The sequence below is a fragment of the Bacillus sp. RE35 genome (assembly GCF_052146655.1).
GTDB classification, from domain to species: domain Bacteria; phylum Bacillota; class Bacilli; order Bacillales; family Bacillaceae_G; genus Bacillus_A; species Bacillus_A cereus.
Window position 1 is genome coordinate 2,194,250 of sequence record NZ_CP197377.1, and the last position, 24,939, is coordinate 2,219,188.

Below are 24,939 nucleotides of genomic sequence, written 5' to 3' on the forward strand. Positions count from 1 at the left end.
GTAGATCGACTGATTAAAGTTTTCTTAAGAAGCTTTATTTTCTTGTAATTGCTTAGCGTATTGTACAGCCTTATATGCATTGACTCTACCGTTTTTCCAGTACGTACCTGTACCACTAATTTTATCAGAAGTTGACTCAATAATTTGGCGAATTTGTGTATTACTATATCCTTGATTTGCTAAAAGAGCAGCGACTCCTGCAACATGAGGTGTTGCCATAGATGTACCACTTAATGATTGATACGTGCTTCCTTTATATGTTGAATATATATTTGAACCTGGTGCTGCAACATCTACCCAGCTACCATAAGTAGAGAATGAAGATTTTCTATCTGATTGATCTGTAGAACCAACTGCAATTACTTCGCTGTAATAAGCAGGGTAATTAGCTTTTGTATTTCCAGCATTTCCAGCAGCTGCAACTATAACAGAGCCTTTATTCCATGCATATTGAACGGCTTGTTGTAATGCAGTACCACCATTTGGAGCTCCTAAACTTAAACTAATTACTTTTGCACCCGAATCAGCAGCTTCTCGAATACCTTGCGCTACAGCATCAAGAGTACCACTTCCTTGATTATCTAATACGCGGACAGCATAAATTGAAGTTTGTGGGGCAACACCAGCAATTCCGACGCTGTTATTCGTAAGTGCTCCAGTAATTCCAGCGCAATGTGTACCATGACCATTACCATCATCAGATGTATTGTCGTTATCAACATAATCATGCCCGTAAATTACTTTCGAAGCCAGATCAGGGTGTGAGCCTTGAACTCCTGTATCAATAATAGCTACTTTTACACCAGGATCACTTCGTTGGCTATCCCAAGCTTGTGGAGCTTGAATCTTTTGTAATCCATATTGATTATTAAAATATGGGTCGTTTGGAGTCCAAAAGGCGTGAACGTAATAATTTGGTTCTGCATATTCCACATCTGGATTATTTTTATAACTCTTTATTTTTTCTTTTACAGTACCTTTTGAAAATTGTACGACTTCAAAACCTAACTTATCATCTTTAGATAAGACATTAGCTCCGACAGATTTATGAAAAGATTGCACATTACTTAAAGATGTATTTTGTTTGAACTTAACGATTAATTGGTTAGGAACGTAATCAGTAGATGATGTTTCAGCACTTGAAGTATTCGTGTTAAAGAAGAAACCACCAATAATAAATGACAAAACAGATAGGAAAACAATGATTTTGTTTTTCAAAAGATTTTTCCTCCCTTTTCTTGGATGAGTTTTTCAGCGACACTTTAATGTCGCATTCCTTTTCAACTATATAGTTAGACCATACGATTTATGACATTTATGTGAAAAACTTTTGGAGGAATAAAAAGGAGTAAATATTGATATAAATATATTTTTAATGATAGTAATTAAGTAAAAGAGGGGATGAAAAAAGGAATGCTCATCATGTATGAGTCATTCCTTTTTTCATAGATTAACTTGCCTGTTTTTTATTATTTTCTTTCAATTTCTCTGCTTGTAAAAAGCGATTCGTTTCAGCAACAACAATACTACTTAATCCAATCAGACCAATCAAGTTTGGAATTGCCATAAGTCCATTTGCAATATCAGCAAATGTCCATACGATTCCTAGCTTTAAATTAGCACCAATTGCAATCATGAAAATAAAGATTGCTTTATAATATTTAACTGCACTTTCTCCGAATAAATAAGCTACACATTTTTCTCCATAATACGACCAGCCTAAAATAGTAGAGTAGGCAAATAAAATAATTGCGATACCGAGAATCATACTACCAGCAGTACCGAATACAGATTGGAATGCAAGTGTTGTAGCTTCAACACCAGTTTTACCTGATTTCCAAGCGCCTGTAGTAATTAATACTAGTCCTGTAATTGTACATACAATAAACGTATCTAGAAAAGTACCAGTCATTGAAACTAAAGCTTGTTTTGCAGGCGAATCGGTTTTTGCCGCCGCCGCCGCAATTGGTGCACTCCCTAAACCAGCTTCGTTCGCAAATACACCACGCGCCATTCCGATTTGGATAGCTGATGCAACTGTTGCCCCAATAAAACCACCAGCAGCTGCTGTACCATTAAATGCACCAGAAAAAATAAGTGAAAATGCTTCTGGAATTTGGTCGTAGTGATAGAAAATAATTATAAGACCAGCAATTATATAAAAGAAAGCTTTAATAGGAACGACATATCCCGTCACTTTCCCGATTTTTTTTACACCGCCTAAAATAACAATTGCGATTAAAAATGACATTACTATACCAGTTAAAGCAGGAGGGAAAGAGAAATTAATTCGCATTGCCTCTGCAACTGAGTTAGATTGCACCATATTACCAATACCGAAAGAAGCAGTTGTACCAAATATAGCGAATAATATAGCAAGCCATTTCTTACCTAAACCACGCTCTAAATAATACATTGGTCCACCTGAATATTCACCATTTTCATTACTAACACGATATTTCACTGCAAGTATTGCCTCTGCATATTTTGTTGCCATACCGAATAAAGCGGTAATCCACATCCAAAATATTGCACCAGGACCACCAATTGTAACCGCTGTTGCAACACCGGCTATATTACCCATACCAATCGTTGCGGCCATAGCTGTCATGAGTGCTTGGAAGTGACTAATATCTCCAGAAGAAGAAGTATCTTCTGATTTTTTAAACGCTAGTTTGTGAGCGTATAATAGTTTACTAAACTGTAAACCTTTCAAACGCACTGTGAGAATGATACCTGTTCCAACGAGTAGCAACAAAGTTGGTAATCCCCACACGTATTGATTTAGTTGTTCTAATACTTTACTTACTGTCTCCATCTTTATTCTCCTTTTTTAGAAAAAATAAAAACCACTTCAAGTAAATGAAATGGTCTCTGGAGAAACAAGGGATAGAAAAATAAACCGATACAATCGGCTTTTTCTTTCGCTTGTCTCTGTCCTTTTACCTGAGAGATTATCCGCTAAAGTAGCGGATTTGCTCCTTCGGTGCTCGTTTTCCTCCGCGCTCTATGAAAGCGAGAGGGAGTCTCTCCAGAGATTCGTCCCCATGCAGTTCTACTTGTAACCAAGACCTGAGAGTTTCAAAGTTGGTATAACAACTTTTTGCCCCGTCGGTAGATCAATAGACCTTCTCCTGAATGGTTCATCCGAATTATAAAATTTATAAACACATTGATTGTAAATCAATAAAAACATTATAGACATACAAATTGTGAATTGCAATCATTTTTTATTTTAAAATAGTAAATAGTTTTATTTTTTTGTAAGTCCTAATTTATCTTCAACTTCATTTAAAGTAGATAAAGCGATGACAATATGTTGATCTGCAAGTCCTAAAGCTTGTTTTGTTTTTTCAATAGTTTCATTGGTTGGAGTAGAGTTATTTGCTCCGTCTATAATCAAATTTGCTGCATTTTTCATGAAATTTGATGCGGATTTAAACTGAGTTGTGAATTGAAGTAGTTGTTTTTGTATATCTATATCTGTTATGTTTTCTTCAATTTTAAGCGTGTCTATTTCGTTCATAATTGTTTCGTACTGTTTGGAAACAGCACTCATTGTAACTAATAGTTTATTTCGATCTACTGAATCTCCATTCGTGTTAATCTCTTCCCAGGCAGGTAACCAATCTTTTTCGATGATGTCATTATAATGAGTAGTCAATTCATGAATTTTAGGTTGTAATTTCGTTTTGAAAGTTTTTGTCTCCGCTGTTTCTACAGTTGCTTTTTCGTTGTTATTTTTAACATTAGTAACATAGAAAATCGTACCGAAAATGATGAAAATAGAAATAACAACTGTCCATTTAGTAAAAAGTAATTTCTGCAATATGTAACGCCTCCAAAATTTAAAAACTTATAATTATAATATATAACAATAATGTTGTTTAAAGTAGAGAAAATAGGTTAGAAATAATTTAAATTATATATTTTCTATACATGAATAATTAAATTTAGTAAAATGATGAAAGCTATATGCGAGAAAAGAGGGTTTTTAGTGAAAATGAATAGAAGAAAACTGGTTTTAAGTATTTCAATGGCTATGTTATTAGTTGGTTTATTTGCACTCATATATGTAGACAAAGAATCTAAAATTAAAGATTTTCCAGTGCCAATGTCAGCAATCCATATTAACGATGATAATGAAGAGGACTATCAATATATAAGTGTAATGCCTATTACAAAGGCAAATGGATGGGAGAACTTAGGGGAAAACGGGCATACTGTTAGTTTTAAAAAAGGGGAAAGGAAGGTAGCAGTAGTACATTATCCGGGAGAAATTACGTATTATTTATTTGAGAAAAAGATGAATAAGGGAGATTAGCTAAAGATGTAATTCATTAAGAGTTACATCTTTTTTTATTCTGAATCATTTGAAATTAAATTCGATAGATGTTTTGATAGATGTAGTGATAAATATGATTAGTTCTATATGTCTATAAAGAGTATTAGGGTGATTATAAAAATATTATGTGAACTAATTATTGTGAGAAGAAGATAAATTATATGCTAAAGGGGGAATTAAAAATGTTACTAAAAACAATCTACTGTAAGGTGGAAGAAGAGAAAAAGAAATTGTTTTCAAATGCGCAAGAAAAATGGAGTGATATACGGCATCTAGATGGTTTTCATGGACAATTTGGTGGATGGTATGAAGATGAGGCATGTGTATTTACTTTATGGGAAGATAGAAGTACATATCAATCATTTATGAATGGTGCTCACGATACAATTTATTTAAATAGTAATCAAGAGGATACGTTTCTTTCGTGTGAAATTGAATTATTTCAAACGTTGTATGATATAACTGATACGCATTTGAAAGACGTTGTTACAGAAGGATCATTCGTAAGAGTTGCTATATGTGATGTAAAGGTGGAAAAGGAAAAGTATTTTTTACAGAAGCAAGAAACAATTTGGAATAAAGGAATGGAAAAAGCAAAAGGAATGTTAGGTGGAGTAGTTGGGAAGTCTTTAAAAAATGAAAATCGTTACATAGTGTTAACGTATTGGAAAGATGAACAGACGCATCAACATTATGTGGAAGAGATTTTCCTAGATTTATATAAATTAGCTAATATTCATGAAGATATAGAAGAGATAAAAGGAAAACAAGCTGTATGTAAGGAAGAATGGCTTGTATATTAAACGCTGAAAAAGTGTATAAATGAATGTATAATAAAGATATTTTCTTATAAACAAGTAATTAATAGAAGACGTTATATACCCTTTCATGTTAATATATTTAAGTTATAATAGGAGGCTTACCCTTTTGTATTGTACGGTAGAAGCAGTGTGAGCTTGAAATTTTTTTAGAAAAGGATGTGCCTAATTTGCGTATCAATAAATTTATTAGTGAAGCTGGAAAAGCGTCTCGACGTGGAGCGGATAAACTAATTAATGAGAGAAGAGTAATTATTAACGGTAAGGTTGCAAAAATTGGTGACCAAGTGAACCCAGGTGATGATGTACGAGTAAATGGAGAGCAGCTTCGAATTGCTCGAGATCACGTATATATCGCTTTAAATAAACCAGTAGGTATTACATGTACGAGTGAAAAAGCTGTAAAAGGTAATATTATCGATTTAGTGAACCATCCTTTACGAATTAGTCACATTGGACGTCTTGATAAAGACTCAGACGGTTTAATTTTGTTAACGAATGATGGTGATATTGTTAATGAAATTTTACGTGCTGAAAACAAACATGAGAAAGAATATATCGTTTCAGTAGATAAGCCAATTACACCTGATTTCTTAGAGAAAATGGCAGCGGGTGTTAAAATTTTAGGAACAAAAACGCTTCCTTGTGAGGTTACACAGTTATCAAAATATGAGTTCCAAATTATTTTAACACAAGGGCTAAATCGTCAAATTCGCCGTATGTGTGAAGCTTTAGGTTATCAAGTATACACGTTAAAACGTACGAGAATTATGAATATTGAATTGAATAATTTACCGGTTGGGCAGTGGAGAGATTTAACAAAGAAAGAGAAAAGACGTCTATTTGCAGACTTAAATTACGAACCACAAGATTGGTAAAATTGTGAAGTGAAACCAAAAAAATTTGGTTTCACTTTTTTAATTAAATAAATAATTTTTTTAAACACTTGCAAAAATAAAATGAATAAGATATATTAAATAACAATAAATGGATGTTTTACAAAAAGCAAAGAAAAGGACACGAGTTATTTTACCCGGTTATACAGAGAAGGAAGGAAAGCTGAGAACTTCCTAACGCAGAAAAATAACTTACCACCTTAGAGCTGCACTAGGGAAATTAAGTATCTAGTGCCGTGTATGCGACGTTATCGCAAAAGAAGCCATTATGTTTTTTGTGATGGGAATCTGGGTGGAACCACGGATATAAGCATATTCGTCCCTATATTTAGGGATGAATATGCTTTTTTGCATTCAATTTCATAATAAGCGAAGAAAAGGACACGAGTTATTTTACCCGGTTATACAGAGAAGGAAGGAAAGCTGAGAACTTCCTAACGCAGAAAAATAACTTACCACCTTAGAGCTGCACTGGGGAAATTAAGTATCTAGTGCCGTATAAACGACGTTACCGTAAAAGAAGCCATTGCATTTTGTGATGGGAATCTGGGTGGAACCACGGGTAAAAGCACGCTCGTCCCTATGTTAGGGATGAGTGTGCTTTTTATTATGAAATGGAGAGATGAAAAATGAAAGAACAAATGATTGAAATTAAATTTCCAGATGGTAGCGTGAAAGAATTTGTAAAAGGAATTACTTTAGAAGAAATTGCGGGATCCATTAGCAGTAGTTTGAAAAAGAAAGCAGTCGCGGGGAAAGTAAATGATGGATTATATGATTTACGCCGAAAGATTGAAGAAAATGCGGAAGTAGAAATCATTACTATAGATTCAAATGAAGGTGTAGAAATTGCAAGACACTCTGCGGCACATATTTTAGCGCAAGCTGTACAAAGAATGTATGGTGATATAAATCTTGGAGTAGGGCCTGTTATTGAAAATGGATTTTATTATGATATGGATCTTCCAAGTAGTGTAAACGTAGAAGATTTACGGAAAATAGAAAAAGAAATGAAAAAGATTATAAATGAAAATATAAAGATAGAACGAGTTGAGGTTTCTCGAGAAGAAGCAGCAAAACTGTTTCAAGAAATGAACGATCGCTTGAAATTAGAACTTTTAGAAGCAATTCCTAGTGGGGAAAGTGTAACACTATATAAACAAGGTGAATTTGTGGATTTATGTAGAGGGCCACATTTACCATCAACAGGTTATTTGAAAGCATTTCAATTAACTCACGTTTCCGGTGCATATTGGCGAGGTGATAGTAATAACCAAGTGCTTCAGCGCATATATGGTGTTGCATTCTCTTCTCAAAAAGAATTAGAAGAGTATTTACATTTCGTTGAAGAAGCAACAAAAAGAAATCATCGTAAGTTAGGCAATGAGCTTGAGTTATTTATGTTTTCTGAAGAGGCTCCGGGAATGCCGTTTTATTTACCGAAAGGACAAATGATTCGTAACGAATTGGAAGCATTTTTAAGAGAAATTCAAAAAGAGTACAATTATCAAGAAGTACGCACTCCGTTCATGATGAACCAAGAAGTATGGGAGAGATCAGGGCACTGGGGACATTATAAAGATAATATGTATTTCTCTGAAGTAGATAATAAAAGTTTTGCATTAAAACCGATGAACTGCCCAGGGCACATGCTTATGTTTAAAAATAAATTGCATTCTTATCGTGAATTACCGATTCGTATGTGTGAATTTGGTCAAGTACATCGCCATGAATTTAGTGGTGCGTTAAACGGATTATTAAGAGTACGTACTTTCTGCCAAGATGATGCACATTTATTTGTAACTCCAAAACAAATTGAAAATGAAATCAAATCCGTAATGGCGCAAATTGATTACGTATATAAAACTTTTGGATTCGAATATGAAGTAGAGCTTTCTACTCGTCCAGAAGACTCAATGGGTGATGATAAATTATGGGAGCAAGCAGAAGCAGCATTAGAAAATGTATTACAATCGCTAAATTATAAATATAGACTAAATGAAGGTGACGGTGCATTTTACGGGCCGAAAATTGATTTTCATATTAAAGATGCTTTAAATAGAAGTCACCAGTGCGGAACAATCCAGCTTGATTTCCAAATGCCAGAGAAATTTGATTTAAATTATATAGATGAAAATAATGAAAAGAAAAGACCAGTTGTTATTCACAGGGCAGTTTTAGGGTCATTAGATCGCTTCTTAGCAATATTAATTGAGCACTTTGGAGGTGCGTTCCCGGCATGGGTGGCACCAGTTCAAGTGAAAGTAATTCCAGTTTCAAATGCAGTACATGAACAATATGCCAATGAGATTGCACTTAAATTAGCACAAGCTGGAGTTCGTGTTGAACAAGATGCACGAGATGAAAAATTAGGATATAAAATAAGAGAAGCACAAATGCAAAAAGTACCGTATGTTCTTGTTATTGGAGATAAGGAAATGGAAAACGGAGCTGTAAATGTACGTAAATATGGGGAAGAGAAGTCAGAAGTTATTGCACTAGATGTATTTGTGGCAACTATTGAAGAAGAAATAAAGAATAGAAAATATTGATTGTAAAGAAAACACACTATTAGAAATTAGTGTGTTTTCTTTTTTATCTTACAAAAATGTAAGGTAAATGTAAGCGAAATCGAGGGAACGAGTTGTAGAAAAATGAGAATATGAAGTAGGAAATAGGTTCATGTTACAGGTGTAACTCTTATTGAATGAATAATTAAAAAAATCTTAAGGATTTACATGACAAAATAATAAGAAATATGTGAGAAATTAATTTTATACAAAAGGGATGGAGTGAAAGAGATGTCAACAAATGTAGTTACTGTAGAAAGTGTAGAAAAAACGTATGGAAAAAGAAATGAGAATCAGTCAAAAGCATTAAGGGGTGTATCGTTAAGTATTAAAGAAGGAGAATTTGTCGGGATTATGGGTCCTTCTGGGTCTGGAAAAACGACTTTACTTAATGTGATAAGTACACTTGACCAAGCGACAGGTGGTAGTGTGACGATAGCTGGTACAAATATTACTTCTATGAAGGGCAATGCGTTATCTGATTTTCGCTCTCAAAAATTAGGTTTCATTTTTCAAGATTTTAATCTACTAGAAAACTTATCAATTTATGAAAATATAGCTTTACCACTTTCTCTGCAAGGCGTACCATCAAGTGAGATTACTGGAAAGGTAAATGACGTTGCGAAGAAATTAGGAATTACTGAAATTTTAACAAAATATCCAACTGCTGTTTCTGGTGGACAAAAGCAAAGAACAGCGGCGGCAAGAGCTTTAGTACATAATCCAGCAATTGTATTAGCAGATGAACCGACAGGTGCGCTTGATAGTAAAAACGCAAAAAGTTTATTAGAAGCAATGCAAGATTTACATGAAAATCACAATGTAAGTATTTTGATGGTTACACATGATGCATTTAGTGCAAGTTATTGTGAGCGTATTTTATTTATTCAAGATGGTCTTCTTTATAAAGAATTAAATCGTCAAGGCACTAGAGAGAATTTCTATCAAGACATTTTAGGTGTGCTCGCTCATATGGGCTCAGCTGCTGAGTCTAAGTAGGGGGCGAAACTATGTTATTTAAATTATCACGTCATAGTATGAAAAAAATGTTAAAAGATTATATGGTTTTACTTATTGGCCTCGTTATTAGTATTAGTATTTTCTATATGTTCCAAACGATGGCGATGAATAGCGAATTTACGAAAGATAATAGCCTAATTAGTAGTATTAGACTCGTCTTTTGGGTAGGTGCAATACTATTATCTTTCATTACTGTATTTTATATTATATATGCCAACTCTTTCTTACTCACGTTAAGAAGAAAAGAACTCGGTATGTACATGATGCTTGGTGCAAAAAAGAAAAAAGTAGCACAGTTATTATTTATTGAAACATTCGGTATGGGTATTGTCAGTATTATTATCGGTATTTTAGTAGGGATGTTACTTGCAAGTGTAGCAGGAAACTTTTTAATGAATGGAATGGAAATTTCAGCAAAAGGTAGTTATGCATCTGTATACACACCAGCAATTTTAGTTACAGCTATTTTCTTCTTAATACTATTTTTCATTACTGGCTTAATGAACAGTGTCCGATTGTTACGTAAAACTGAACTAGAGTTAATTCGTGAAGATGAAACACTAGATGAAGTAAAGAAAAGTAAAACTCGCATTATTATAATGACAGTACTTGGTGTATTACTAGTAAGTATAGGGTACTATTTTATGATCAATGTAAAAATATATGCTGAATTAGGTTTTATTATAGCAACCATCGTTACAACACTTGGAACATATTTTATCTTTAGTTCATTACTCCCATTTTTTGTGATGAAAATTAAGGGGAATAAAAAACGAAATGAAACTGGTCTAAATAGTTTTACATATGCACAGCTACGCTTTCGAGTAAATAGTTTATCGAGAGTATTAGGTACTGTAGCGATGTTAATTGCATTAGGCGCAGGTGCGATGACGGCAGGTATGGCTTTCCAAAAAAATGTAGGTATTATGACAGACTTTTCTCGTGTATATGATGTTGTAATTCATGATCCGAATGATCAAGACAAAGCTGCCTTAAAAGAAATGGAAATTGTTGAAGAAAGCAAGTACAAATATAAAGTAGATGGAGAAGCGGTTTATTATTTACGTAACGACTTAACTGCGAAACCACCACTTGTTTCAGACCATTTTGATACAAAAACGTTAAAAGAGCCTGTTCGTAAACGTGTGACTGAACCTTTAACAGAACCTGTATATTCAGCTTTAGAGGCTCCTGAATTAGCAAAATTCCCTCGTATGCCAAAGGATTGGGAAGACGCAGTTGTAAGAGAGATACAAATTACGCATAATCAATTTAACGGAAAACCAGTAAGAATTGCAGACGAAGAGCATTATAAAGGAATTCAAGGAACAGAACACACTGTAACATTAGCAAAAGTAGATGATATGAAAAAATATAAACCGTTATTGATCGAAATAGACAAGAGACAAAAAGCACAAATTGAAAAAGCAACAGGTGAAAAGGTAGACTTATTTACGAAAATGACAATTTATCAGTTTATGAACAGCTTCATGAGCGGAACAATGTTTATGGGATTTTTCCTCGGAATTGCCTTTTTAGCAATGATGGCAAGTTCCCTTATGTTCAAGATATTAACAGGTGCTTCTCGCGACATACGCCGTTATGAAATGTTACGAAAAATTGGTGTGAGACGCAGTATGTTAACGAAAAGTATATATAAAGAAATTTCATATTTATTTATCTTCCCAGCAATCATTGGCATTTCTCACGTTTTAGTAGGGCTTAACTTATTCAGCTTTATATTAGTTGACCCGTTTGTAAAAGTGTGGGTGCCAATTGGGATATTCTTAGTCATTTATTTCATCTATTACTGGATAACTGTTCAACTTTATAAAGGTATGGTAATGCCGAAAGAAGAGGTAGCTAAATAGTTTATCCCGCTATTTGCCAGGCAGCCCGATTGGTGAGGGCTGATTAAAGTTTTATTTTATGAAAAGAGTCCTTGTTTTGAAAATAGGGGCTCTTTTTTATGTTTTTCATAAAGAAGGAAAAGATTGGATAATGGTCGAAAAATATAATGTAACTTCCAAGAAATGACTAAAATAATACTATTTTGTCGAGAGGAAGGATACGAAGTATGAAAGAAATGCTACAGTTATTTCGCAACAAAGTGTATGCACGTTTTTTCTAGCAAATATTTTAGAGCGACTCGGTTCTATGATTGCTGGAATTTCTTTAATGTTTTACTTGTTAGATCAATACGGAAAACAACCAGTTTACGCAACGATGACAAAAATTATGATTGCATTACCTGCATTAATCTTTTTTCTATTAGTAGGGACAGTAGTGGATCGATTTGATAGACAACGTATTTGTACAGTAAGTAACATATGTTGTTCGCTCTGTAATATTGGAATCCTAATTTCGCTTTATTACGGGATGATTATACTTGTCTTTATATTTTTATTTTTGGAAAATGCATGTATACAATTTTTCTCTCCATCAGAACAATCGATGATACAGGGAGTAGTTGAATCAGACCAATATGGTGCAGCAGCGGGTATTAATCAAATGGTAAATAGTTTGTATGCTTTGTTTGGTGTAGGAATTGCAACGATGGTGTACTGGACTTTTGGAATTTACGGGAGCATTTTAGTAAATATACTTACTTTTATTACGAGTGGTATTTTGATTCAAACGATCTCCATTCCAGAAAAAGTTCGTTTACCAAATGGTAGAACAAAATGGAAAGAAGTTAATTTGAAGATGTTAATAACAGAGTTTAAAGAAGGGATTAGGTATATATACCAAAATGAAACTTTAAAAAAATTACTTTTGGGATTTATCGTGTTTGGTTGATTATTTTTTGTTACGTGTTTATTCCAAGCTATTTTACTAAGTGGGAAAAAGAGAATTCAAGGTGTGGTTAAAGAGGTTTATTTTTTCTGAATATTCTTTTTAAAGGGGGTAATAGTTATGTTGATGCGAACTGCTAAGTGGTGTGGGATTACTTGTTTACAATTATTCGCTGCAATTCTATGTATAATCTGTTTAGGTGCGCTTCCTCGATTATTTAAGGGATTACAAATTGATTTAATTGGTTTTTGGAACACGATTGTGTTTATTGGAGGAAAGTTACTCCAACCTTGGGAAATTACATATGGATTTCGAGATTCGAGGAAATTATTTCCGCAAATATGGATTCATTATTTAGAGACAATGTTTGTATTTATTTCGGCATTTTTACTGTCATTACTTATTGCGTATGTTCTCGTTGTGTGGGTATTACAACGGTCTCAATCAAAGCAACGAATGTGGAATGGGATTTTTGTCGTACTTGAAAGCATCCCAGATATTTTAATAATTTTATTATCGCAACTTCTAGTCGTAATAATCTTTCAAAAGACAGGCTTTATGCCAGTGAAACTAGCGGGGATTGGGGAGGAAAGGGCTCACCTATTGCCAATAATATGTCTAACTTTGCCTACAACACTATTATTTATTAAGCTACTACTATTACGTTTCAGAGAAGAATTAGAGAAAGATTATAGTATATTTGCTAAAAGTAAAGGGCTTAGTTTACGACATATTTTAACAAATCATATTTCAAGAAATGTTTTGTTAACAACAATCTATTATGCAAAAACAAATATTTTATTTATGTTATCAAATTTATATATTATTGAATGGATATTTAATACGTACGGTATGTTTGTTTTTGTAAAAGAAAATTCAAAATTAGAAATATTTACAGTAAGTTTAATTATATTATACGTACCGCTTTTTATACTATTTCGTTTATTACATACGTTTTTACAAAATGTAATAAAGGAGCGTGTTTAGCATGTGGCAAGTTGTAAAAAGAGATGTGAGATTTTGGTTTGGTGTTACTTTTTTAAGCGTACTTATGATTATTAGTATTGGAAATACTTTATTTTTCGATGGGAATATCCGTGAACTTACGATGATGTATAACGAAAAAGGAGAACTAGAGGCTGCTCCGTTTTCACCGTCGAATAAATTTTGGTTCGGTAGTGATGAGAAAGGACGCGATCTTTTCCAGCTAATAATAGAAGGAGCGAAATGGACAGTTGGTGCGAGCGTAATTATAGCGATTCTACGAGTTATAGTTGGAGGAGGTATTGGTTTGCTTCTTGGTATGTATAGCAAACGTTCTTTTCCAGTTATAGCATCTTTTTTTGATCCGTTCAGCATTGTACCTATGGTTATGATTTCTTTTTTTGTGTTAAAGGAAGTTTTAGTGTTTGAAAATGGGACAGTACCAGAGCCGTTTCATTTAAGGGTAATATTTCAAATGGTTATCCTTACATGTTTAGCGGTACCAACAATTATGTTATATACAGCGCAGGAAGTCCGTCGGATAAAAAGAGAAGAATTTATGATGGCAGCAACTGTGCTTGGGGGCAGTAAATGGCATAGAGTGAAAAATCACGTATGGCCACACGTATTACCATCATTTTTTTTACTTGTTGCTCAACAATTTGTGAGTACTTTATTACTTCTCTTGCATCTTGGCTTGTTAGAGTTATTTTTTGGTGGAACAATTATCTTTGGTACAGAGGCAGATAGTGTAACAAAAGAATGGACCGGCCTAATTGGTCAAAACTTCCGTCATTTAACTACTCATACATGGATTGTACTTATACCGATTGCTTTTTATAGTATGACAATTTTAGCTGGAAATCTAATTAGTAATGGCATGCAAGATGCGATTAAGTTAGGAAATGTGAGAAAGCTAGAGAGGGAAAGTAAAGAATTACAAGTAGAGAAACAAGTACAACCAACTATGAATGACTTTTCTTTTTATAGAGAGATACAAAAATAAAAAAGATAGCTGAAGACAAATTGTTTTCAGCTATCTTTTTTCGATTAAAGTGGAGGTAAATCAATCTTACCTTCTTCAAATAATTCTTTTATCATATGCTTCGTATAACCAGCGGCTTGACCAAATGTGATTTTTGCTGGCATTGGTGCTTCGTTAGCATCTACAACTACATCAATAATACACGGTTTATTTTGTTTTACTGCATTTTCGAAAGCGGGAAGGAGTTCATCTAAATTCTCAACACGGTATCCAATACCTCCACACGCCTCTGCATATTTTGCAAAATCAGGGTTCGTTAAATCTGTTTCGAATTCGATATTACCCATAACTTCTTGCTCGAATTTAATCATCGCAATTTTATTATTGTTTAATACGACGACAACGATTGGCAATTTATATTTTACAGCTGTTACGAAGTCATTCATCGTCATTCCAAATCCGCCATCACCACAAACTGCAAATACTTGTTTATCCGGGAATGCAATTTTTCCAGCAAGAGCACCAGGTAAACCGCAACCAAGTGTTGCGAGCCAGCTAGAAATGACAAATTGCTGGTTTGTCATACGGAAGTGTCTTGCGGTCCATACTGTTACATTTCCGACATCGACTGATAGAATTGCGTCATCATGTGCTACTTGCTGCAGAGCATGCATAACGCGTTGTGGTTTAATTGGAATGGAAGAGTCTTCTTCTTGATCGTGTAATTTTTCTTCCCACTTTTTCATCATTTCTTGGTGATGTTCTAAGAAGGAATGGTCTGTGTGTTCTTCAACATTTTCAATTAACCATCGTAATGTTTTATCAGCATCACCAGCTAAACCAATATCTGTCGCATAACGTTTCCCGATTTGGGCAGGATCTGTATCGATATGAATTGTTTTTGCTTTTTCAGGTAAGAAGCCGGTGAACGGATAAGAAGTACCGACCATAATTAAAGTATCTGCATGCTTCATTGCTTCATAAGAAGGTTTCGTTCCAATTAATCCTAATCCACCAATACAAAGAGGGTGTTCATCAGGAATAATTCCTTTAGCTGGTAATGTAAGTACGATTGGAGCACCAATATGTTCTGCCAATGCAAGTAAAGATTCTCTCGCATGTTTTGTTCCTTTTCCAGCTAAAATCACAGGCCTTTTCGCTTCATTTATTGCGAGTTTCGCTGCATCTAAATCGTTTTTTTGTGGAAACAACTCAGGCAAAGTAAAAGAAGTATTTGTAACACGGGCACCATTTTTTACTTCGAATTTAGGGACATCATCTGGAATTGTAAGAACGGATACACCTTTTTTCGTATAAGCCATTCGAATTGCTTGATTCACTACGGCAGGTAGTTGCTCTGCTGACATAATACGCTGGTTATAAACCGCAACATCATCAAACATTCTTTCTAAATTTACTTCTTGGAAAAAGTCCGTTCCAAGTAAATCGGTTTCTACTTGACCTGAAATTGCTAGAACAGGGGCTTTATCGAGTTTCGCATCATATAAACCATTTAATAAATGAATAGCACCAGGTCCTGCAATTGCCATACAAACGCCAAGTTTTCCTGTTAATTTCGCATAGGCAGCCGCTGCTAATGCACCAGCTTCTTCATGGCGAACTTGAATGAATTTAATTTTATCTTGTTTTTTTCTTAAAGCTTCAATGATAGAATTAATGGAATCTCCAGGCATGCCGTATATGTGTTCTACTCCCCAGTCAATTAATAAATCAACTAATGCTTCACCGGCTGTTTTCCCAAACATAATTGTTCCTCCTTATAATAGGTAGATAACATTATGTTTTGGAAAAATAGGAAAAATATACAAATAAGAAAATTTATCTGGTTATTTGTAATCCAAGAATCAGTGTGGGAGGAACAAAAGTTTCACTTTAGCAACTTTAATGATGACCAGCGAATAAAGTGAACACTGTTATTAGTAAAAAACCACTAGTTGCCCACATTAGAAATGTAAGGAAAGAGAGCTGTTTCTTAGCTTTCCAAAGCATTTCATGAATTGTGACATATCCAAGTGAACCAATAGCACTTCCCATAATGAGGCCTTGCAGGTGAAGAGCTTTTCCTTCCATCAAAATGCCAAAAACTGTGCCAGTACCGAGAATAAGAGAAAGTAATAAAGTCGTTAATAAAAAGGAAATATATTTATGTTTTGTAAAAAGAAATGGAATAATTAAAGCTAATCCTTCTGGAATATGGTGAACGACGATTGCTATTAAAAAGGGAATGGCAGAGTCATTATGATTTATAAAAGCTGTACCTAACGCAAATCCACTCGGTATATTATGAATAAATATAGCGAAAGAGAGAAAAAGAAAGGTTTGCCATGCTTGTTGATCTTTTTTATGTATCATTGGATGGTGACAATAGTTATCTAATAAGCCCATAACTAAAATACCGATAGCTATACCAAGTATAGGTCCAATCATTTCATAGCTTGAAAATGTTTCAGGAATAATTTCAAGTGACAATAACCCAAACAAAATACCGCCACATAATGCGTATAAACGATGCATCTTTTCTTCAATGAGTTGGCGTGTTGCTACTCCAACAGCACCGCCTAATAGTAATCCACCGAACGAAAAAAATGTTACAATCATTGGGATCCATAAACGTTCCATAGTATCACACTCCGATTCTATTCCCTTATTTTTAGCTTACGAAAAGAAAAGTTAGATTAGTCCAAGTAATTGTGTTTGAGTATAGAGAAAAAAGTAGTGATTCGTTATAATCTATATATTAAACTTAAGTGAGGAAATGAAAAGGGGAATTGGTTATGCAACAAATTAAAAAAATAGGAAACTCATTTTGGTATATGACACCTGTTTCTGAAACAGATAGACCTATATTAGGAATGGTTGTTGGAAAAGAAAAAACGTTAATGATCGATGCAGGGAATTCAGAAGAACATGCACAATTATTTTTAGAAATGTTAAAAGAACAAAATGTATCAAATCCTGATTTTGTAGCACTAACGCATTGGCATTGGGATCATATTTTTGGATTATCTGTATTACGGAATGCATTAACTATTTCGCACGCTGAAACGAAAAAAGAAATGCAGACAATAGTATCTTATGAATGGACAGATGAAGCGTTGGATGCACGCGTAAAAGAGGGTACTGAAATTGAATTTTGTGCGGATTGCATCAAGAAAGAGTTTGAAGAAAAAGCGAGAAATATTAACATTATTCCTCCGGCCTTAACGTTCCAGGATCAAATGGAATTAGATCTTGGTGAGGTGACATGCGTGTTAAAACATGTGGGCGGAGATCATGCACATGATTCAGTTGTTATGTACATAAAAGAAGAAAAGATATTGTTTTTAGGGGACTGTATATATGCAGATATTTTTTCCTCGAAGTGGAACTATACGACGAAAAGAACGTTTGCATTAATAGATGAATTAGAAAAATTTGATGCTGAGACATATATTCTTTCTCATGGGGAAGCGATAAATCGAGAGGAGTTTTTACAAGAGATTCGCATGTTAAAAGCAGTAGGAACTTATACAGAAGCTCATAAGGGCGATGAAGAGAAGATAAAGGCAGCGTACAAACAAGAACTAGATAGAGAATTAAATGAAGATGAGTTAGAAAAAATAACGTATTTTGTCAATGGTTATGAAATGAATAATCTGTAAGACACTACATTAATCAAATATAATTAAATTGCACAAAAAGAGTATTGAAATTTAATTCAATACTCTTTTAAATATTAAGTCCCAAGCAATTTCTAAATTTTTTGGCTGGTTCATCATCTGGATTTATACCACTTTCAAAACTGGTAGTGAAAGGTAACCACTGCCAATCTTCGCATCCTACAAAAGCTACTCTTGACCAATTCTCAATGAATTCAATGAAATTATTCGCAATCTTATACCCATGTCCTTCTCCATCGTCGTGGCTTAGGTAAATTATTGGAGCATCTATATCATCTTTCATATCAAATGCTAAATAATCTCCATTTCCCACTTCACAAAATGCTAATTTGTTGTGCCAAACTACATCATATTCATCATCTAGATTTGAAAAAAACTCGTCAACCAAGTCTTTACGTTCTTTTTCGAATTTAGAAAGACTTTCTAAACTCCAGTGGGGTGTTCCGCAAAAAATATCAGTAAATTCATTTGGTAGCTCTACATCGTCAGGTAAAAACCAGCGTAAGCTAAAATTTCCTGAGAACTCTAAAAGTACTTTTTTGAAGCTATTTGGTAGTTTAATATCCAATTTTTCTTCTACTTGGATTATTTGTTCAAGGGAAGATGGTTCATCTATACAAACTTCTTGAACTTCACCACCTATGTATTTAATTCTAGAAGTTATAATTTCTATTCGTTCTTTTAGTAACTCATAATCCATCTTATCACCTCATGTTATATTAATTAAAGTATATCATTCTTAATAAATTTTTTTCGTGTTATTGAGGTTTCAAGTAGCAGCTTTTTTAGCTAATTTAGTAATATATTCAAAGAAAACATCGTGTTTTACATCGTAAACGACATTTACAGGTCGTCCATCAGCAGTTTCCTCTGTACGTCCTTGGCTTGGTCCGTATGTATGAACAATACTATTAATTGTTTCAGTTTTTGCAAGGTTAGTGTTTCCGACAAGCGCGGTAGTTAGTACATCCCATAAATAGTAGGTAGAGTTCGTTGAGAAGTGAACGAGAGGGGGAACCATTGCATAGCATTGACCAAGGAAATCCATACCAATATACTTTCGTTCTTTTGCCCATTGTTCACGTATGTTTATAGTTAACGGAACTTGGTTTGTACTTTCTAGTGTCACTAAGTCGATTTTAATTTTTGCATCCCATACACGAGCCACTGCTTCAGGGTCCCAAAACGAATTCCACTCAGCTGTTCCATCATGCTCTGGTTCATGTACATTGCCTGCTGTAAGAAATGTACCACCCATCCAAACGAGACGTTCAATTTTATCTTCGATGATGGGAGTTTCATATAATGCACGAGCAAGGTCAGTTAGGGGCCCGGTAAATAATAAAGTTGTTTTTCCTTCCGTTTGTAGGAGTGTTTCTATTAAATGGTGATGTGCAGGCTTTGCCACCACGGGTGTTACAACTTTTCCAGACTCATTTAAAATTGGTAAAGCATCTACATAAAATGCATGCATCCGCCAGTCTTTCGGAAACGGGTTTTGCCCGCGAGAGTTTGAAGCGGCTACGGCAATATTACCTTTGCCGAAACGATCGATAATTTTACGACTGGCAGACATTGCGGGTTCTAAATAGCAGTCTGCTGGGATAACAGATACACCGGTAAGTTCAACGTTTTCCATTTGAAGTAATAAAAATAATGAAATTAAATCATCTACGCCGCCATCATGATTGAAGTACACTTTTTTCTTCATTGTAATCTCCATCCTATATGATTTAGTTAGAAATTAAATATGAATTGAGGAGAAGTCATCAATAATTTCCACAACTTCAATTTCGCCATTAATCAGTAGCTCAGGAAGCTCATTTCTAATATTTCCTTTCCAATACTCTCTAGCTTGTTCGATTTTTTGAGAAAAAGGAATGCCATCTTCTTTCAGTAAAAGATTACCGTCACCTTCAAAAGAACTTCCGATTACTCGTAGTTTAACAATCTGTAAGACTTCTCGATTGTAAGAATCAAATAGCGCTCTCCATTTCAAAGCATCCTCATAGCTTTTAGCAGCGTATAAACAAGATAACCTGGAAGGGTATTCAGGGAATTCTTGTAGTCTAACCATTTCTACTATTGTTTCTCTAACTGCTCTAATTGTTTGATCCATATAACTCATAACTACTTTAGCATTTTCATTATTTATATGTAATTCGTCATTTTTATAGTGATTATTTAAAATTTGTATGCCATCTTCACCATTAGCATTTAATTGTTCTCTTTCAAAAAAGAAGTGATATAGAGTATTGTGTTGATTTTTGTTAAAAGGAATCATTTGTCCGATATGCATTTTTTTCCTTGTTACGATGTGATATGCGTAAAATTCTGCTTCATTCATGGTTATCCTCCTAGTAATAATGTAATGCAATGTTAAATTTAGTAATTCAACATTGAAATATATAAAACCTTTATAAGTAAAAGTGAGAATTTGAGTTGAAAGTAAAGAAAATACATGAAAACGTTTTAAATTTGTTCACAAAATGTTCACTTACGAAGGGGGTTCCAATGTCGATATAATGACAAAGACTCAAAGAGAGAGGATGATGAAATTTGCCAACAACAAGAAAGGAAAACCTCCAATTTGGCATGATGATGTGCCTTGGAATGGTTATCGTAATGACGTTTTACAATTTACTAATGAATGAAACAGGAGGATCAATTTATATTAAAGAGATTGCATTAGAACTATTAATTGGCTTTATTATTGCGCTATTAATTGAAATGTGTATAGTTGGACCTTGTGCGAAAAAAATTGTATTCATGTTGCCATTTGATAAATCTAAGAAAATAAATATTATCGTTGCAATGGCGACAACTATGGTAATTGGAATGGTGTTCTTTATGTCATTTTTTGGTATGGCTATGATGCATTTACATGGTGGACTACAAGGAGATTCATTTGTTTCAATTTATTTTTCGATTTTTATTAAAAATTTCATAATGGCATATCCATTACAATTAATTATTATGGGACCGCTTGTACGTTTCTTATTTGCAAAGTTTGTTATGAAAAAGAAATCTTTTAATGTAGCGTAATTTTTATTCGAAAAACATTATATATAAATAACCAAAAACACATCTCGCATTTTTGAGGTGTGTTTTTTTTCATTCCAAGTTATTTTCATAGTGATGTGACATTTGTCCTTTTGCCATTATAGGATTATAGCTTTTAATTAAGTCAGAAATAAAAGATGAGGAGATGATTTTTTGAAAGGTATTATATTTGCTGTTTTTGCGGGGATATTTATAACACTTCAAGGAACCTTTAATGCGAAACTTAGTTCACATATCGGTATATGGTCGACAAGTATTATAACCCATTTAATTGGATTCCTTATTGCAACAACTGTATTTTTGTTAAAGAAAGAAGAGAAAGTAACAGATTTAAAGAGTGTGAAAAAAGTATATTTAGCAGCGGGTGCATTTGGTGGATTCATTATTTGTGCAGAAACGATGGCGATATATTCACTAGGAGTTACATTGACAGCTGGCACACTAATGGTTGCTCAATTGTTAGCGGCAACAGTTATTGAAATGAAAGGACTGTTTCATATAAAAAAGATACAGATGGAGAGATATCATATTGTGGGAACAATAGTAATGATTATAGGTATTGTTGTATTTAATATGTAAATGAAAGGAGAAATGAATATGGAGGATAAATCAGGTTTAATTACGCATTATTTGAGAACCAATAAAACGCTCGAGATTTTTTCAGAAATAGATACAGCTTATTTTCAATTAAATCACTTTGAAAAAGGCGAGCTTATTTGCAATATAGATGACGAAATGGATCGTTTATATTTTGTTGTTAAAGGTAAAGTAAAAGTTTACACGATTACACCTGAAGGGAAGAAACTAATCCTTCGCTTTATCAATCCATTGGCCATTGTTGGTGATATTGAATTAATTCAAAATAGCAAAGCACATAATGTCGTTGAGGCTTGTTCAGATGTTGTAGCAATCTCTATTTCTAATACGGTTATTAGAAACAAGTTATTACATGATCCTATATTTATGAAGTTCTTGCTTGAAAATATTGCCAACACGTTAAAAATATCGACTCGTTTTACTGCTCTTAATTTACTTTATCCTGTAGAAGTACGTGTAGCTAGTTATTTGCTTTCAATTTCAACAGATAGTAACGGGAATATGTATAAAGGGGATTTGGATGCAACTTCAGTAACGAGTATTGCAGATTTTATAGGGGTAAGTTATAGGCACGTAATTCGGGTATTACAAAGATTTTATAATGAAAAACTAATTGAAAAGAGTAATGGAGTTATTGTAATTAAAGATTTTTCTAGAATGAAGGAAGTCGCTAAAAATAATATATATGAGCAATGAAAGGGAGAGGAAGATTTTGATTGGATTTAGTTTAGCTATATTAGCAGGAATATTAATTAGCGTACAATCTGTTTTTAATGCAAAAGTAAATGAAAATGTAGGACAGTGGTTAACAACTACATGTGTCCTTGGAATAGGTCTCATTAGTTCTATTCTATTTTATATCATTACAGAAAACAGTATTAACATTAAAGTGTATACTACAAATTATTTGTTTTATGTAAGTGGACTGTTTGGTATCGGGTTAATTATTTGTATAATGGGTGCAATAAAGAGCTTAGGCCCAGCATATACGGTGCTAATTAGTCTTATTACTCAATTGGTCGTTGCGTTATGCATTGATATATTCGGATTATTTGGAATGGAGAGTGTTCCATTACAAGTAAATAAATTAGTTGGTATAGGTTTATTAATTGTGGGAGTAGGAATTTTTAAAAATCTATTTTTGAATAAGAAAGCTATTCATATAAATGAGGATAGTGTCTAAAGAATATAAAGGGGAAAAGTGTAAATGGTCAGAACTTATACATTTAGATAGTAATAAGTGAGCGATGAGGAGAGAGGATAAATGAATCAGTTAATGTTGCAAGATGGTATACACTATTTGAAAATCAATGGGATTATGCATTGGTGTAAAGTTGCAGGGACAGCTCATAATACAGTCCCTCTTATTATAGTACATGGTGGTCCAGGTGGTAATCATTATGTATTCGAAAGAACGCTTGGTTTGAAGTTAGAAGGAAATATGACTGTAGTTTATTACGAACAAAGAGGTTGCGGACGAAGTGAGGCACCACAAGATGACGGTGAGTACTCAATCAATACTCTAGTCGAAGATTTAGAGGAATTAAGAAAGCAATTACATGTAGAGAAGATAAATTTGTTAGGATATTCTTTTGGTGGACAAATTTGTTTAGAGTATGCTTTGAAATATCCAAAAAATGTTGAACAAATGGTATTACAAGCACCATCGTTAGATGATTTTAATGATATGTATACTGTGCAGATAGAAGGTTTTCTACAAGTAACGAAAGGGGAAATGAAAGAACAAATATTGATAATAAGTAAGTCAGAAATTCCTTTAAAAGAAAGGTATAATCAAGTTTGGAGTATAGTTGATACAAAAGCTGTAGATCGACTATTGTTTAAAAATGAAGAATTTGCAAAGCTAAATCGGAGTCTTTGGGAGGAAAGTCAGTTAAGTAATACAGGGAAGATGAGCAAAGTTATTTTTGGAACAAAAGCATCTTTACCGCTTATTGAGCGTATTAAAGGTTTAGAAATTGATACGTGTGTCATAGTTGGAGCGCATGACTATAACACGGGTGTAGGAATGAGTTATAGAATAACGAGACAATTGAAAAATGGTAAACTTGTTATATTTGAAAATAGTGGACATTTCCCAGATATCGAGGAGATGGATAAAGTATGTGAAACGATTATTGAGTTTTTGGAATAAAAGGGGGATATTAAGGTCGAACCGAATTAATAGAGTTGAATTGGCTATTGGGATATTAAATTATGTAATATGCTAATTGTTTACTTGTAATTGAGGAAGAATCAATTAGTGTATTTGGAAAATAAGTAAAAAAGATCTCGTAAGGTGGAGGTCTTTTTTACTTATTATTTAATATTTTGAACTTATATGAACTGAAGTAGAAGAGTATGATAAGCACTTTCAGGGAACGAGAATATAACCGAAAATAAAATATTACTAAACGTATATAACTAATGAATACAATGTCTTTTTCGGTTATTATGTTGTAAATAATTTTATGATAAAATCTTTTACATAATGAAATAAAGGGGTAGTATTCTATGGGTTATTTCTCAAATGGTTTATTAGTTTTGTTTGTGCTAATCGTATGCAGTTGTATATTTTTTGGTTAATAATATAATGAGAGTCTTATATAAAAGAAGTTATCTTAAGTGAGGTAACTTCTTTTTATTTTATATTGAGAAGGAATTCTATCTTTCTTATTGAAGTTTGTTCTAGTTATTTTTACATCGATCAGATTTGTGTAAAGGGAATTTTATGAAATATAAACAAGCCAGAGAATAGGGAGTATTTACATGGAAAATAGTATACGCTACACAAGTGAACATCCTACAGATTTTAATGGATTATTATCCTTATACGAATCTTTAGGATGGAATTCTCTTAAATTAACGGTTAACGAGTTAGAACGAATGTGTAAGCAAAGTTGGTATGCAATTTATGTTTTTGATGATAAGAGGTTGGTAGGGATGGGGCGTGTCATATCAGATGGAGTCATAACAGGCATTATTTGTGGAGTTGGTGTATTGCCAAAATATCAGTCCATTGGTATTGGGAGAGAAATAGTGGGACGATTAATCCAACACTGTGAACAAAACAAGGTTATTCCACAACTTATGTGTGTAGAAAAATTGCAATCTTACTATGAATCTATAGGGTTTGAGGCATTCTCTATTGGTATGACAAAACATATTATAAGATAGAGGCGCTT

At 33.6% G+C, this 24,939-nt stretch carries 23 protein-coding genes, 1 pseudogene, 1 riboswitch and 2 other annotated features; of the genes and pseudogenes, 16 read left to right on the forward strand and 8 right to left on the reverse strand.

Features of this window, described 5'->3' with window-relative positions:
- Positions 1-24: 24 nt before the first annotated feature.
- The 3 genes from ACTL4X_RS11420 to ACTL4X_RS11430 all read right to left on the reverse strand — a co-directional run bounded on the left by ACTL4X_RS11420 (position 25) and on the right by ACTL4X_RS11430 (position 3,829).
- Positions 25-1,218, reverse strand: a complete 1,194-nt coding sequence (locus tag ACTL4X_RS11420; RefSeq protein ID WP_098818849.1) for a S8 family peptidase — start codon at positions 1,216-1,218, stop codon at positions 25-27.
- 232 nt (positions 1,219-1,450) lie between these two features.
- Positions 1,451-2,818: an alanine/glycine:cation symporter family protein gene (locus ACTL4X_RS11425; protein WP_000451037.1), complete on the reverse strand. Its 1,368-nt coding sequence runs from the start codon at positions 2,816-2,818 to the stop codon at positions 1,451-1,453.
- A gap of 106 nt (positions 2,819-2,924) precedes the next feature.
- Positions 2,925-3,045, reverse strand: a riboswitch (glycine riboswitch).
- Between the two features lie 208 nt (positions 3,046-3,253).
- Positions 3,254-3,829: a hypothetical protein gene (locus ACTL4X_RS11430; RefSeq protein ID WP_001170889.1), complete on the reverse strand. Its 576-nt coding sequence runs from the start codon at positions 3,827-3,829 to the stop codon at positions 3,254-3,256.
- 132 nt (positions 3,830-3,961) lie between these two features.
- Between ACTL4X_RS11430 and ACTL4X_RS11435 the strand changes: the two genes are divergently transcribed.
- The 9 genes and pseudogenes from ACTL4X_RS11435 to ACTL4X_RS11475 all read left to right on the forward strand — a co-directional run bounded on the left by ACTL4X_RS11435 (position 3,962) and on the right by ACTL4X_RS11475 (position 14,435).
- A complete protein-coding gene (locus tag ACTL4X_RS11435) occupies positions 3,962-4,324 on the forward strand; it encodes a hypothetical protein (RefSeq protein WP_002197739.1) in 363 nt (120 codons plus the stop codon).
- A gap of 203 nt (positions 4,325-4,527) precedes the next feature.
- Positions 4,528-5,148, forward strand: a complete 621-nt coding sequence (locus ACTL4X_RS11440) for a YdbC family protein (protein WP_134208055.1) — start codon at positions 4,528-4,530, stop codon at positions 5,146-5,148.
- A 185-nt stretch (positions 5,149-5,333) separates the two neighbouring features.
- Positions 5,334-6,041 (forward strand): 23S rRNA pseudouridine(2604) synthase RluF, encoded by a 708-nt coding sequence (gene rluF, locus ACTL4X_RS11445; protein ID WP_001222162.1) that lies wholly within the window; start codon positions 5,334-5,336, stop codon positions 6,039-6,041.
- A 121-nt stretch (positions 6,042-6,162) separates the two neighbouring features.
- Positions 6,163-6,386: a binding site (T-box leader), on the forward strand.
- A 36-nt stretch (positions 6,387-6,422) separates the two neighbouring features.
- Positions 6,423-6,644, forward strand: a binding site (T-box leader).
- A gap of 44 nt (positions 6,645-6,688) precedes the next feature.
- Entirely contained in the window at positions 6,689-8,611 is a 1,923-nt protein-coding gene (thrS, locus tag ACTL4X_RS11450; protein WP_441395035.1) for a threonine--tRNA ligase, read from the forward strand.
- Between the two features lie 249 nt (positions 8,612-8,860).
- Complete coding sequence (locus tag ACTL4X_RS11455; protein ID WP_000106426.1) at positions 8,861-9,628, forward strand: ABC transporter ATP-binding protein; 768 nt, start codon at positions 8,861-8,863, stop codon at positions 9,626-9,628.
- Between the two features lie 11 nt (positions 9,629-9,639).
- Entirely contained in the window at positions 9,640-11,520 is a 1,881-nt protein-coding gene (locus ACTL4X_RS11460) for an FtsX-like permease family protein (protein ID WP_000897854.1), read from the forward strand.
- Positions 11,521-11,726: 206 nt separating this feature from the next.
- Positions 11,727-12,445: pseudogene (locus ACTL4X_RS11465) on the forward strand (MFS transporter); the annotation flags it as partial.
- 120 nt (positions 12,446-12,565) lie between these two features.
- A complete protein-coding gene (locus ACTL4X_RS11470; RefSeq protein WP_000929103.1) occupies positions 12,566-13,432 on the forward strand; it encodes an ABC transporter permease subunit in 867 nt (288 codons plus the stop codon).
- Position 13,433: 1 nt separating this feature from the next.
- Positions 13,434-14,435 (forward strand): ABC transporter permease subunit, encoded by a 1,002-nt coding sequence (locus tag ACTL4X_RS11475; RefSeq protein WP_414209089.1) that lies wholly within the window; start codon positions 13,434-13,436, stop codon positions 14,433-14,435.
- A 44-nt stretch (positions 14,436-14,479) separates the two neighbouring features.
- On the opposite strand, the gene ACTL4X_RS11480 is transcribed toward ACTL4X_RS11475, so the two are convergent.
- Together ACTL4X_RS11480 and ACTL4X_RS11485 are read right to left on the reverse strand one after the other, a co-directional pair.
- Positions 14,480-16,180: a pyruvate oxidase gene (locus ACTL4X_RS11480; protein WP_000467241.1), complete on the reverse strand. Its 1,701-nt coding sequence runs from the start codon at positions 16,178-16,180 to the stop codon at positions 14,480-14,482.
- Positions 16,181-16,316: 136 nt separating this feature from the next.
- Positions 16,317-17,054 carry a ZIP family metal transporter gene (locus tag ACTL4X_RS11485; protein ID WP_000440615.1) on the reverse strand — a complete coding sequence of 246 codons (738 nt, stop codon included), beginning with the start codon at positions 17,052-17,054 and terminating at the stop codon, positions 16,317-16,319.
- A gap of 155 nt (positions 17,055-17,209) precedes the next feature.
- On the opposite strand from ACTL4X_RS11485, the gene ACTL4X_RS11490 reads away from it, so the two are divergent.
- Positions 17,210-18,076, forward strand: coding sequence for an MBL fold metallo-hydrolase (locus ACTL4X_RS11490; RefSeq protein WP_001184098.1), 867 nt, complete (start codon positions 17,210-17,212; stop codon positions 18,074-18,076).
- 67 nt (positions 18,077-18,143) lie between these two features.
- On the opposite strand, the gene ACTL4X_RS11495 is transcribed toward ACTL4X_RS11490, so the two are convergent.
- The 3 genes from ACTL4X_RS11495 to ACTL4X_RS11505 form a co-directional block, all read right to left on the reverse strand.
- Positions 18,144-18,794: an SMI1/KNR4 family protein gene (locus ACTL4X_RS11495; protein WP_006918611.1), complete on the reverse strand. Its 651-nt coding sequence runs from the start codon at positions 18,792-18,794 to the stop codon at positions 18,144-18,146.
- Between the two features lie 69 nt (positions 18,795-18,863).
- Complete coding sequence (locus ACTL4X_RS11500; protein WP_085964407.1) at positions 18,864-19,817, reverse strand: nucleoside hydrolase; 954 nt, start codon at positions 19,815-19,817, stop codon at positions 18,864-18,866.
- Between the two features lie 21 nt (positions 19,818-19,838).
- A complete protein-coding gene (locus ACTL4X_RS11505; RefSeq protein ID WP_441395036.1) occupies positions 19,839-20,441 on the reverse strand; it encodes a DUF2441 domain-containing protein in 603 nt (200 codons plus the stop codon).
- Positions 20,442-20,653: 212 nt separating this feature from the next.
- Here ACTL4X_RS11505 and ACTL4X_RS11510 point away from each other — a divergent pair, with 212 nt between their 5' ends.
- The 6 genes from ACTL4X_RS11510 (at position 20,654) to ACTL4X_RS11535 (ending at position 24,931) form a co-directional block, all read left to right on the forward strand.
- Positions 20,654-21,139 (forward strand): hypothetical protein, encoded by a 486-nt coding sequence (locus ACTL4X_RS11510; RefSeq protein WP_006918614.1) that lies wholly within the window; start codon positions 20,654-20,656, stop codon positions 21,137-21,139.
- A gap of 171 nt (positions 21,140-21,310) precedes the next feature.
- Positions 21,311-21,736 (forward strand): DMT family transporter, encoded by a 426-nt coding sequence (locus tag ACTL4X_RS11515; protein ID WP_017657649.1) that lies wholly within the window; start codon positions 21,311-21,313, stop codon positions 21,734-21,736.
- Between the two features lie 18 nt (positions 21,737-21,754).
- Entirely contained in the window at positions 21,755-22,450 is a 696-nt protein-coding gene (locus ACTL4X_RS11520; protein ID WP_141551381.1) for a Crp/Fnr family transcriptional regulator, read from the forward strand.
- Between the two features lie 16 nt (positions 22,451-22,466).
- A complete protein-coding gene (locus ACTL4X_RS11525) occupies positions 22,467-22,937 on the forward strand; it encodes a DMT family transporter (RefSeq protein ID WP_414209085.1) in 471 nt (156 codons plus the stop codon).
- Between the two features lie 81 nt (positions 22,938-23,018).
- Entirely contained in the window at positions 23,019-23,909 is an 891-nt protein-coding gene (locus ACTL4X_RS11530; RefSeq protein ID WP_016122472.1) for an alpha/beta fold hydrolase, read from the forward strand.
- A 614-nt stretch (positions 23,910-24,523) separates the two neighbouring features.
- Positions 24,524-24,931, forward strand: coding sequence for a GNAT family N-acetyltransferase (locus tag ACTL4X_RS11535; RefSeq protein ID WP_078386653.1), 408 nt, complete (start codon positions 24,524-24,526; stop codon positions 24,929-24,931).
- The last annotated feature ends 8 nt before the right edge of the window (positions 24,932-24,939 follow it).